This window comes from Flavobacterium sp., from assembly GCF_032153895.1.
Classification (GTDB): Bacteria; Bacteroidota; Bacteroidia; order Flavobacteriales; family Flavobacteriaceae; genus Flavobacterium.
In genome coordinates this window covers 13,735-26,267 of sequence record NZ_JALDYN010000013.1, presented here as the reverse complement: position 1 = coordinate 26,267, position 12,533 = coordinate 13,735, and the positions used below count along the sequence as shown (strand labels likewise).

Here is a 12,533-nt window from a genome sequence, read left to right as displayed (position 1 = left end):
AAGATGGCACATCCTAAGAGAAAAACCTCGAAAACAAGAAGAGACAAGAGAAGAACGCATTATAAAGCTACAACTCCTCAAATTGCAACATGTCCTGTAACTGGAGAGGCACATTTATACCACAGAGCTTACTGGCATGAAGGTAAAATGTACTACAGAGGTCAAGTTGTTATTGACAAATCGGTAGCTGAGGCTTAATCCGAAAAATACTAGAGAAAACTCTCACTGTGTGGGAGTTTTTTTTGTTAAAAATCCTTTCAAAATTAATTTTATTAGAGTTAAAAAGAGTAGGATTTGGGATTTTTTTCGTAATTTCCACCACTTTTTGAAATCTTTTTTCAGGAAGAAAAATACAATTTTATGAGTAAAGTAACAGCCGCTATTACAGCCGTGGGTGCCTATGTTCCAGACTTTGTGTTGTCTAATGCAGTTTTGGAAACGATGGTGGATACGAATGACGAATGGATTACCTCGCGAACTGGAATTAAAGAACGAAGATTGTTAAAGGAAGAAGGGCAGGGAACTTCTTTCATGGCGATACGAGCCGCACAAAATTTATTTGAAAAATCTGGTGTCGACCCAAAAGACATCGATTTGGTCTTAATGGCCACGGCAACCCCGGACATGCCGGTAGCTTCTACGGGAGTTTATGTTGCCACACAAATTGGAGCAACAAATGCTTTTGCATACGACTTACATGCCGCATGTTCCAGTTTTCTTTACGGAATATCAACTGCTTCTGCTTATATCGAATCCGGACGTTACAAAAAAGTATTGTTAATCGGTTCCGATAAAATGTCTTCCATTATTGATTATACTGATCGTGCTACGTGTATCATCTTCGGAGATGGTGCCGGAGCTGTATTGTTTGAACCGAACAACGAAGGTTTAGGATTTCAGGATGAATTTTTAAGAAGCGACGGTATCGGACGTGAGTTTTTGAAAATTGATGCAGGCGGTTCTATTTTACCGGCATCGGAAGAAACCGTAAAAAACAAGCAGCATTATGTATTCCAAGACGGAAAAACGGTATTCAAATATGCAGTTTCCGGAATGGCAGACGTAAGCGAGAAAATCATGGAGCGCAACAACCTGTCGAAAGACGATGTAAACTGGTTGGTGGCGCATCAGGCAAACAAACGAATCATTGATGCAACAGCCAGCAGAATGGGTGTTGACGAAGATAAAGTGCTGGTGAACATTCATCGCTACGGAAACACGACTTCGGCGACTTTACCGTTGTTGTTAAGTGATTTTGAAACACAATTGAAAAAAGGAGATAATATTATTTTTGCGGCCTTTGGTGGCGGTTTCACTTGGGGAGCCGTATACTTGAAATGGGCGTATAACAAACAATAAACAACCAAAACCAAATTTAGAATAGTATGGATATCAGAGAAATTCAAAACCTAATCAAATTTGTAGCAAAATCTGGTGCTACAGAAGTAAAATTAGAAATGGATGATTTTAAAATCACCATCAAAACAACTGAAGGTGGTGCTGCTGAAACTACTTATGTACAACATGTTCCAATGCAAGCTATGCCTCAAGTGGCGGCTCCGGTTGCAGCAGCTCCAGTAGCGGCAACTCCGGCAGCTCCAGCGGCTCCGGCAGCAGACGATAACTCAAAATACATCACCATCAAATCACCAATGATTGGAACATTCTACAGAAAACCGGCTCCAGACAAACCAATGTTTGTGGAAGTAGGAAGTTCAGTAGGAAAAGGCGATGTAGTGTGTGTAATTGAAGCGATGAAATTATTCAACGAAATCGAATCGGAAATCTCTGGAAAAATCGTTAAGATTTTAGTAGACGATGCGTCTCCGGTAGAGTTTGACCAACCGTTATTCTTAGTAGATCCATCATAAATAAGTTAGAAGTTAGAAGTTAGAGGTTAGAAGATAACAGGGTTCTGAAAATTCAGAATTCTGGATTCTAAAGTCTAAATTCCGTATTGTCTAATTATCTAATTGAAAGTTATGTTTAAAAAAATATTAATCGCCAACAGGGGAGAAATTGCACTTCGTGTGATCAGAACCTGTAGAGAAATGGGAATCAAAACCGTAGCGGTGTATTCAACAGCCGATGCGGAAAGTTTGCACGTAAAATTTGCAGACGAAGCGGTTTGTATTGGTCCTGCGCCAAGTAACCTTTCCTATTTAAAGATGTCCAATATCATCGCTGCTGCTGAGATTACCAATGCAGACGCGATTCACCCGGGTTACGGGTTCTTATCTGAAAACGCTAAATTCTCTAAAATCTGTCAGGAGCACAATATTAAATTTATTGGTGCTTCTCCGGAAATGATTGAGAAAATGGGAGACAAAGCTACTGCTAAAGCAACTATGGAAGAAGCAGGGGTGCCTTGTGTACCAGGTTCTAAAGGAATTTTGGATTCGTTTGACGAAGCTAAGAAAGTAGCCAAAAAAATCGGTTATCCGGTAATGATGAAAGCTACTGCCGGTGGTGGTGGAAAAGGAATGCGTGCCATTTGGAAAGAGGAAGAGCTTGAAAAAGCTTGGGAAAGTGCCAGAATGGAAGCAGCCGCAGCTTTCGGAAACGACGGAATGTACATGGAAAAACTAATCGAAGAGCCTCGTCACATCGAGATTCAGGTGGTTGGAGATTCTTACGGAAAAGCGTGTCACTTGTCAGAAAGAGACTGCTCGGTACAACGTCGTCACCAAAAATTAACAGAAGAAACGCCATCGCCGTTCATGACGGATGAATTGCGTGAAAAAATGGGTGAAGCTGCGGTTAAAGCAGCAGAATTCATTCAATACGAAGGAGCCGGAACCGTTGAGTTCTTAGTAGACAAACACCGTAACTTCTACTTCATGGAAATGAACACCCGTATTCAGGTAGAGCACCCAATTACAGAACAGGTTATTGATTACGATTTGATTCGCGAGCAGATTTTAGTGGCTGCAGGAGTGCCGATTTCCGGTAAAAACTACTTGCCACAGTTGCACTCAATCGAATGTCGTATCAATGCGGAAGATCCGTATAACGATTTCCGTCCGTCACCGGGTAAAATTACGGTTTTACATTCACCGGGAGGACACGGCGTTCGTTTGGATACGCACGTTTACGCTGGGTACACGATTCCGCCAAATTATGACTCGATGATTGCCAAGTTGATTACTACGGCGCAAACTCGTGAAGAAGCAATTTCTAAAATGAAACGTGCTTTGGACGAGTTCTACATCGAGGGAATCAAAACTACGATTCCGTTCCACAGACAGTTGATGGACCATCCGGATTATGTTGCCGGAAACTACACCACCAAGTTTATGGAAACGTTTGAAATGAAAGAGTAATTCTTTTTAAATAGGAAAAGCCCAGTTGAGAGACTGGGTTTTTGCTTTTATAAATGAAAATGCTGTAGCAGTTTTTTTGTAGCAATTATTTTGCTACAGTTTTTTTGCTACAACAAGAAATATAAAGACAACGATGTAACTGAACCTTTATTAATACGTCGCACTCATTTCTATGCTTAACTTTCCACCGTTTACGATGGTGTCATGGCTGATAAAAAAGTCTTGCAGCGGCTTTCCGTTCAAGAGCATCTTTTTGACGTAAATGTTCTTGTCTGATTGGTTGTGAACTTCAATTTCAAATGTTTTTCCGTTTTCAAGATGAAGTTTTGCCTTTTCCACACTAGGGCTTCCGATAGCATATTGGTTACTTCCGGGTGCTACGGGATAAAAGCCTAAAGAAGAAAAAATGTACCATGCACTCATCTGACCGCAATCGTCATTGCCGCCTAAGCCGTCTGGTGTAGGTTTGTATTGCATTTTTAAAATCTTCCGAACCTGTTCTTGTGTTTTCCAAGGTTGCTTGGTCCAGTTGTACAAGTAGGCCACATGATGGGCTGGTTCGTTTCCATGTACATAACCACCAATAATGCCATCGCGGGTAATGTCTTCGGTATCAGCAAAAAAACTATCTGGTAAATCCATCGCGAACAATTGGTCTAACTTTTTGATGAATTTTTTTTCGCCACCCATAGCAGCAATTAGTGCAGACGGATCTTGCGGGACAAAAAAACTATAGTTCCAGCTATTTCCCTCGATGAAGCCTTGCCCATGAGTGCTTAAGATGTCAAATTCTTTTTTAAAGGTTCCGTCTGCTAATTTCGGACGCATGAACCCGATACTTTTATCAAAGTTGTTCTTCCAGTTTCCGGAACGTTTTAAAAATTGTTCGTAAAGCGTTTGTTTGTTTAACTTTTTGGCTAATTGTGCAATAGCCCAATCGTCGTATGCATATTCCAGAGTGTTGGAAACCGAAATCCCGCTTTTCTCTGCCGGGATATATCCTTTGTCAATATAGTCACCAATGCCTTCATAGTTGCGTTTGTTAGCTGTGTTGACGCAGGCTTCCAATGCTTTTAAAGGATCTCCGGTATAAACGTTTTTTAGAACAGCATCGGCTATAACTGAAACACTATGATAACCACTCATGCACCAATTGTCGTTGGCATAATGGCTCCATATCGGTAACATTTTTTGTGCACTTTGGTTGTAATGTTGCAGCATGGAATGAACCATGTCGTTATTTCTTTTGGGTTGCAGAAGATTGAAAAGCGGATGTAATGCCCGGTAAGTGTCCCAAAGGGAAAACGTGGTATAATTAGTAAAACCTTCCGCCTGATGAATTTCCTGATCTAAGCCTTTGTATTTTCCATCCAAGTCCATATAAGTAGTCGGCGCCAAGAAGGAATGATACATTGCGGTATAAAAGTTCTCTTTCAATTCGGTATTGCCTTCGATTTCTACTTTTTGGAGTTCAGATTCCCACAAATCCTGGGTTTGTTTTTTTATGGTTTCAAAATCCCAATACGGGGCTTCGGTAATAAGGTTTTGAACCGCACCACGCATGCTTACCGGAGAAAGTGCCAATTTGACTTTAATTTTTTCCTGATCGTCGGTTTTAAAATCAAAATGCAGACGGATTTGTTTTCCGGAAATTTCAGGAAAGTTTTTGTTCTGATTGAATTTTCCCCAGAACCCTCTATAAACTTGCTTCTCTTCAAAGTTTTTGCTGCCGTAGCTGATAAACGGTTTTGAAAAAGTAAGCGCGAAATACTGCACCCGGTTTTTAGCCCAGCCATTGGTTTGACGGTAGCCGGTAATTAAAGTGTCGCTCACCACACGCACGTAGGTCCAAACGTTTTTTTCGGGATAATTGTAAATGCCGCTCATCAAATCCAAAATGATATGAGCTTCGTCTGATTTTGGAAACGTATACTGATGAAAACCAACGCGATTCGTAGCGGTTAATTCTGCGGTAATGTTGTGATCGTCTAATTTTACTTTGTAATAGCCAGCCTGCGCGGTTTCATTGTCATGTGAAAAAGCCGATCGGAAACCTGTGGACGGATTGCTGGCGATGCCTGGGTTTAACTGTAATTTTCCGGTTGTGGGCATGATTAAAAAATCCCCTAAATCGGAATGCCCTGTGCCACTGAAATGCGTGTGACTGAAACCTACAATCGTTTTATCATCGTATTGATACCCTGCGCAATATTTATACACATCCGGATTGTATTTTCCGTTGACGGAATAAGGAATCGTATCGGTGTCTGGACTTAGTTGCACCATTCCAAACGGAGCCGTAGCACCAGGATAAACATGGCCCATCCGTTGTGTTCCGATAATTGGTTTTACATACTTCAGAAGGTTTTTATCGTTCTTTTGCGCGTATGAAAATAAGGTGAAAATAGAAATCGAAAGGATAAAGAATTGTTTCATTTTAGAGGATAGTACAGATAAACGAAAATGGTATCTCAATTTAGTTACAATTTAAGGATTTTATTTTTTTAGACTCCAAAAAAAATCCCGAAGGGCGCCTCGGGAAAAATTTGTTATCGATTATACGGATATTCATTAATCCAATTGAAACCACGATAAGTAAGAAGAATAGCCTCTCCTTTTTTCTCTTTCAAATGTATTTTTTTAGCGGAAGTTGTTGTCAAAATTAATTCGTCTTTTGTTTTTTGATACTTGAAAACTTGTTTTACTGCGGTTGTGTCTTGGCTTCCGTCAAAAGTAACGGTCTTTGTTTTGGTGTCAACTTTATAGGAGTAAATATTTTTTTTGTAGTTTGTATCTGTGATGACACCGGTGTCGTATCGGTCGAAAATGAACGAGCGGTAAGTGGCAGTGTTTTCTTCGGATGGTACTACCTCATAAATGCCATATAACAACGGCTTTTTCTCCATTTCATCTTTGTAACTGAAATATTGTATGGTAAAATAAGTGGTGATTCCGACTGCAAAAAAAGCTTTTAATACAACCTTACCAAGGAAAAAGGCTTTGGGTTCTTCGCCGTTTTCAAAACCGTTATGATGTATTTTGGCCTTGATTTCTTTATTCAAAACAAAGAAGTTTATAAAACGTTTGTAATCGGAAAGCAATAAAATAAGCGCAGCCAAAAGCATGTGGGAAGAACTCAGTTTTACAGGAATGTCGTAACAGAAATTCATCATAACAATATTGGTCAATACACCCGTTAACACCAAGGCTCCTAGGGTCATGGTTCTTCTGCTTAGTAATAGTAAAGCGCCTAAAACTTCGGTTATCCCTGCAAAAGCCGTATAGGTTTGTGAATATTGCATAAACGACCATGCCAGTCCCATTGGAGAAGAATCACCATAGGTCTGTTCCAAACGTTGCAGACCAATTGGCGGAAACTGCATTGGGTAAATTTTGCTTAAACCATAGATCAGCATAAAGAAAATCAGGTACATGCGAAGTAAAACAAAGAAGTAATTCTGTATAACCTGAATGTTTTTAGCTTTGTTCAGTAAGAATGTAACAGGAAATGCGACTACGAATGCTGCCAAAAGATTGCAGAAGGAAGCAAGGTAACTGTACGTGTTGTCTCCGCTGCCGTAACCGTTTACTTCAAAAGTGTAGTCGATTTTAAAAATATGTTCGCCTATAAAATAGACAAGCGGTTCAAAGACAAAACCGAATATAAATCCGAAAATATGTAAGAAATAATAAACGAGTAATAGACTAAAAAAGTAATGTTTTAACTTCATGATTGGTTTTTGAATTAGAACTCAAAAATGAGAAAAATAGTACGCAATAGTCATAAAAAAATCCCAAAGTTTTCACTCTGAGATTTGATTCTGATTGATGATTGCTTTATGCTTAAATACTTAATTTCTTAGCAATTGCTGAAGGAATACCTTTTTTATGCAACATGATTGCAGTCGCTTTGTATTTCGCGAACTCTTTACTCATGTATAAGTAGCCTTTGTAATCGTTGGTAGTTCCCCAAGAGTTTTTTACGATATAGTATTCTTTTCCGTTTTGATCTTTGGAAATTCCAACGATGTGCATTCCGTGATCGTCTGTAGTAGTGTAATTGTCGAATGATTTCTGACGCATTTCTTCTGTAACTACTGCTTCTTTTTTAGGGCCGTTGAACAAATCGGCTTTTTCTTCGGCAGTCATGTCTTCCACTTTTTTCTCCGGTACAAAAGCTACTCCGTTTTTCCATGAGAATGTTTTTTCACTCACATCACCCGCCCATGCTACTGAATAACCGTTTTTCAAAGCGTAGTCAATCGTTTCGGTCAATTCGTTCATTTTTACATTGTACACCTGATCGTACGACCAGTTATCCGGCACCATTAACGTAAATTTGGTGTAGTACGGATATTCCTGTAATGAAGAAATTTCCACATAATCATCCGCATTGATGCCAACAACTTCTTTCGCAAACGATTCTGGAGTATAGGTTTTTCCGTTGTATTGGAATGATTTTGGCGCTTGTCCTAAATACGAATCAATAACAGCAGTATAGGCTTTTTCCCAGTTTGGTGTCAATTCTCCGTTCGGATTGCTAACTACGGCTTTCAATACGCTTTCAGTTAAAGCTGCCATTTCCGCAAATTTATTTTTATCGGTACCATAATTTAAACCAGTGTACACTGATTGCGGCACAGCACCGTATTTTTTGTACATGTTAATCACATCGTGAAACGCGCCACCGTCACCCAAAGCAACCGAACCATGCATTTTTACATAGTTTCTTCCTTTTTCGATGTAGGCGTTGCGTGCCGAGAAAATCTGAGACAATTCTACCGGTTTTTTTCCCATACGAATCATTTCCGATTCTAAGAACGAGTTAGCCGAATAACTCCAGCACGTTCCTGATGAACCTTGGTTTTTAACGGAAGTATTTTCGATGTTGATTACATCACTGAATTTGAAGGATTCTTTACTTTTTTCACTCGCATTGATTTTTAACGAGTTTACTAAATTATCTTGCGCAAATCCGGAAGCCGCACTTACAATCAACGATGATGCTACAAGAAAAGGTTTAATAGGTAATGCCATATTCTGATTTTTTGGTTTTTCTAAACTATTGGTGGGTAAAATTAAAAAATGTTACACACTGAATTGATTTTTAACAACATTTTAGGTTTTTCTTAAGAAACAAAAATCCCGATGTAAGCATCAGGATTTCAGTGTTTTATAAGGTTTCTTTTAGCCATTTGAAAAATTCGCGTTGCCAAACCTGCGCATTTTGTGGTTTTAAAACCCAATGGTTTTCTTCCGGGAAATACACAAATCGGCTCTTAATGCCTTTTAACTGAGCGGCTTGGAAAGCTTCTTGCCCTTGGCCAATTGGTACGCGGTAGTCTTTTCCACCTTGAATGATTAAAATTGGTGTGTTCCAGTTGTTCACCATGTTGATCGGGTTGAATTTGGAATAGGCTTTCTGTGCATCCGTATTGTTTGTTTCCCAATAGGCGCCACCGTGATCGAAGTTGTTGAAGAAAACTTCTTCCGTTGTGCCGTACATACTTTGCAAGTTGAAAACCCCACAATGCGAGATAAAGGTTTTGAATCGGTTGTTGTGCATTCCGGCCAAGTAAAACACAGAATAGCCTCCATAACTCGCTCCCACAGCTCCTAAACGAGCTTTGTCTACGTACGATTCTTTGGCTACGTCATCAATTGCCGATAAATAATCGTCCATTACCTGTCCGCCCCAGTCTTTACTGATGTCTTCGTTCCATTTTACACCATGACCCGGCATACCACGACGGTTCGGTGCTACAACTATATAGCCTTGTGCCGCCATCGTCTGGAAATTCCATCGGAATGAATAATACTGCGTCAACGCCGATTGTGGTCCGCCCTGACAATATAATAAGGTTGGGTATTTTTTGTTTTTATCGAAATTCGGAGGTAAGATTACCCAAACCAACATTTTTTTGCCATCGGTTGTGGTAACGTAACGTCTTTCAGTTTTGCTTAGTGCTAATTTGCTGTAAACTTCCGTGTTAACATTGGTTAGTTGTTTCCATGCTTTTTTCTTGAATTCATACGAATAAATTTCCGAAGCATGGTTCATGTCGTTGCGCGCTACAATCACTTTGCCTTCCGTGAAACCGATGATTTCCGTTACATCGAAATCGCCGTTGGTTATTTGTTTTACCGTGATGGCAATTCGGGTCATTCCTGGGAAGTTCACTTCGAATAATTGTTTGGTTCCGTCAGTAGCTGCGATGAAATAGACTTTTTTACCATCTTCGCTCCATTTGAAACTGTCTACCGTTCCGTCCCAATTTGCAGTCAGGTTCATGTCGATGCCTTTAAAACGTACGATGATGTCGTTTTTGTCGGCTTCGTAACCATCGCGTTTCATCTGCAACCAAGTCAGATTTCCTGTTGGAGAATATAAAGGATGGGTGTCGTAGCCTAAATTTTTATCGGTTAGGTTTTTAGTGGTTTTCGTTTCTAAGTTGTACTCGTATAAGTCAGTGTTGGTACTAATGGCATACTCCGTTCCGGCTTTCTTTTTGCAAACGTAAATGATGCTTTTTCCGTCAGGTGACCAAATGTAATCTTCATCACCACCAAATGGTTTTTGAGGCGAATCAAAACTTTCTCCTTTCATGATATCCACCGGAATGGCTTTGTCGTTTCCGTTAGCGTCCGAATAGAATACGTGGTTAAACGTGCCGTCGCGCCAAGTGTCCCAATGACGGTAGTCCAATCCATCGTATACTTGAGCATCGGCTTTTTTAAGTTCCGGATATAAATCTTTTCCCTGAATTTTTTCTACTTTAACTTCTTTATGCGATAGCGAATATTTACCGTCTGCAGAAAGGTTTTTGTCTTTTACCAAATCTTTAGTGTCGGCAACTTCTACAGCTGCACCACCATTGATTGGAATGGTGTAAAATTTCGAATTCGATTTGTTTTCTTCCACCGAAGGCGTCGAAACTTTGTACACAATATTTTTTCCGTCTTTAGAAATTCCGATTGGGGTTATTCGGCCCAATTTCCATAATAATTCAGGTGTCATCACATCCTGAGCAGCAGCGGATAATCCCATCATTCCAAGCGTTAGAATCAGTAATTTTTTCATTTTAATCGTATTGTTTTTGAACGAAAGGCTAAAGTAAGCAATTATAGGCTAGCGAACAATGTTAAAATTACCAACAGCTTAAAATTAGACGATTAGGATTTCAAAATCGATTTTAACCTTTTTTAGGACGGCTTAATTGAAAAAATATGCCTATTTTCACGAACTAAAATGCAAGTAGAAGTGAAAAGCAATAACAATAAACTGTTTATCGCCATCATTGTCGCGCTGATTTTGGGTGTGATTTTAGGCGGAATAGTACACTATCAGTTACCGGATTCCAAAGAAGTTTTCTCTAAAAATATCAAACTGCTCGGAACGATTTTCATCCGAATGGTTCAAATGATTATTGCGCCATTAGTATTCTCAACTTTAGTAGTAGGAATTGCTAAAATGGGCGATATGAAAATGGTAGGCCGAGTGGGTGGAAAAGCCATGGCTTGGTTTATTACCGCTTCATTGGTTTCGTTGTTATTAGGCTTGGTTTTGGTAAACACGTTGGCGCCTGGAAAAGGAACCAATATCAAAATGGATGACACCTCTTCTGCAGCGGATTTATTGGAAAAAACCCATTCTTTTTCGTTAGAAGAATTCGTAAAACACGTAGTGCCGAAAAGTATCTTCGAGGCGTTTGCCACCAATGAAATTCTACAAATTGTAATTTTCTCGATTTTGTTCGGAATTGCGCTTTCGGCCTTCAGTAAAAAAGAAGCCAAACCAATTATAAAATTATTGGATTCGATTTCTCACGTAGTACTTAAAATGGTGACTTATATTATGTGGGTGGCACCTTTAGGTGTTTTTGGAGCGGTTGCAGCAGCTGTGGCGAATTACGGCTTTGAAATTTTCAGTTTGTATGCCAATTATCTTTTAGCATTTACGATTGGAATTATCGCCTTATGGATTATTCTATTGCTTGTTGGTTATATCATTTTAGGACAGCGTTTATGGACGTTGCTGAAAAGAATTAAAAGCCCCTTGTTAATTGCGTTTTCCACTACGAGTAGCGAAGCGGTTTTCCCGAAGATGGTTGAAGAGTTGGAACGTTTTGGCTGTCAACCCAGAATCGTATCGTTTACCTTGCCATTAGGTTATTCCTTCAACCTTGATGGAAGTATGATGTACATGACCTTTGCCAGTGTATTTATTGCGCAGGTTTACGGAATCGATATGCCAATAGAGAAGCAATTGACGATGTTGTTGGTGCTTATGTTAACCAGTAAAGGAGTTGCGGGAGTGCCACGTGCTTCTTTAATTGTGGTTGTAGCCACTTGTGCGATGTTCGGAATTCCGCCGGAAGGAATCGCCTTAATTTTACCAATTGACCATTTTTGCGACATGGCGAGAAGTATGACCAATGTGTTAGGAAATGCTTTGGCAACCAGTGCGGTGGACAAATGGGAAACAAAATCAGATAATTAAAATTTAAAAAATATTCCAAATGAAAGAAGAATTTCACTGGACCCAATTATTGAATCCGGAGTTTTATATTAACCTGGAGATTGCCGGACACCACATCGGTATTTATGTGGTCTTGTTCATCGTTTTTGCTGAAACGGGTTTGTTCGCCGGTTTCTTTTTACCGGGTGACAGCTTGTTGTTCCTTTCCGGAATTTACAGTGAAACTTTGATGAAAGAACTGTTTATCATCGAAAGCGAATTTACCAATGTAGCGGTTTTGTCAACATTAGTAGCCGTTTCGGGAATTATCGGAAACATTTTTGGCTACTGGTTCGGGGCGAAAAGCGGCCACTTTTTGTATTCCAAAGAAGATAATTTCTGGTATAAGAAAAAGTATTTAATTCAATCGCGTTTGTTTTTTGAAAAACACGGAGGAAGAGCCATCATTTTTGCTCGTTTTCTTCCTATTATCAGAACTTTTGCGCCAATTGTAGCCGGAATCGTGCAGATGGAGAAAAAGAAGTTCATGTTTTACAACATCGTGAGTTCGTTTCTTTGGTCGTTTACCCTGATTTTCTCGGGGCATTATTTGTATCGTTACTTGTTAGACAATCATCAGATTGACTTAAAAAAATACATCGAATTGATTGTTGTGGGAATTATTCTGATTTCGACTGCGCCAATCCTTATCAATTCCTTAAAAAACAAACTGAAAGCTCGTAAATAATCGC

At 39.6% G+C, this 12,533-nt stretch carries 10 protein-coding genes; 6 read left to right on the top strand and 4 right to left on the bottom strand.

Annotated elements, in window-relative coordinates:
• Positions 1-3: 3 nt before the first annotated feature.
• The 4 genes from rpmF (at position 4) to accC (ending at position 3,323) form a co-directional block, all read left to right on the top strand.
• Positions 4-198, top strand: a complete 195-nt coding sequence (rpmF, locus tag RUH60_RS06550; protein WP_313806617.1) for a 50S ribosomal protein L32 — start codon at positions 4-6, stop codon at positions 196-198.
• A 162-nt stretch (positions 199-360) separates the two neighbouring features.
• Entirely contained in the window at positions 361-1,359 is a 999-nt protein-coding gene (locus tag RUH60_RS06545; protein WP_313806615.1) for a beta-ketoacyl-ACP synthase III, read from the top strand.
• A gap of 26 nt (positions 1,360-1,385) precedes the next feature.
• A complete protein-coding gene (gene accB / locus RUH60_RS06540; RefSeq protein WP_313806613.1) occupies positions 1,386-1,871 on the top strand; it encodes an acetyl-CoA carboxylase biotin carboxyl carrier protein in 486 nt (161 codons plus the stop codon).
• Between the two features lie 111 nt (positions 1,872-1,982).
• The gene (gene accC, locus RUH60_RS06535; RefSeq protein ID WP_313806611.1) at positions 1,983-3,323 is read left to right on the top strand and encodes an acetyl-CoA carboxylase biotin carboxylase subunit; all 1,341 of its coding nucleotides are present in this window, start codon (positions 1,983-1,985) and stop codon (positions 3,321-3,323) included.
• Between the two features lie 150 nt (positions 3,324-3,473).
• Here accC and RUH60_RS06530 read toward each other — a convergent pair whose 3' ends face one another.
• The 4 genes from RUH60_RS06530 to RUH60_RS06515 form a co-directional block, all read right to left on the bottom strand.
• Positions 3,474-5,759, bottom strand: coding sequence for a GH92 family glycosyl hydrolase (locus RUH60_RS06530; RefSeq protein WP_313806609.1), 2,286 nt, complete (start codon positions 5,757-5,759; stop codon positions 3,474-3,476).
• A gap of 113 nt (positions 5,760-5,872) precedes the next feature.
• Entirely contained in the window at positions 5,873-7,054 is a 1,182-nt protein-coding gene (locus RUH60_RS06525) for a hypothetical protein (RefSeq protein WP_313806607.1), read from the bottom strand.
• Between the two features lie 112 nt (positions 7,055-7,166).
• Positions 7,167-8,360: an aminopeptidase C gene (locus tag RUH60_RS06520; RefSeq protein WP_313806605.1), complete on the bottom strand. Its 1,194-nt coding sequence runs from the start codon at positions 8,358-8,360 to the stop codon at positions 7,167-7,169.
• Positions 8,361-8,496: 136 nt separating this feature from the next.
• Positions 8,497-10,404: a S9 family peptidase gene (locus tag RUH60_RS06515; RefSeq protein ID WP_313806604.1), complete on the bottom strand. Its 1,908-nt coding sequence runs from the start codon at positions 10,402-10,404 to the stop codon at positions 8,497-8,499.
• 168 nt (positions 10,405-10,572) lie between these two features.
• Here RUH60_RS06515 and RUH60_RS06510 point away from each other — a divergent pair, with 168 nt between their 5' ends.
• Entirely contained in the window at positions 10,573-11,823 is a 1,251-nt protein-coding gene (locus RUH60_RS06510; protein WP_313806602.1) for a dicarboxylate/amino acid:cation symporter, read from the top strand.
• A gap of 19 nt (positions 11,824-11,842) precedes the next feature.
• Positions 11,843-12,529 (top strand): VTT domain-containing protein, encoded by a 687-nt coding sequence (locus tag RUH60_RS06505; protein ID WP_313806600.1) that lies wholly within the window; start codon positions 11,843-11,845, stop codon positions 12,527-12,529.
• Positions 12,530-12,533: the final 4 nt, after the last annotated feature.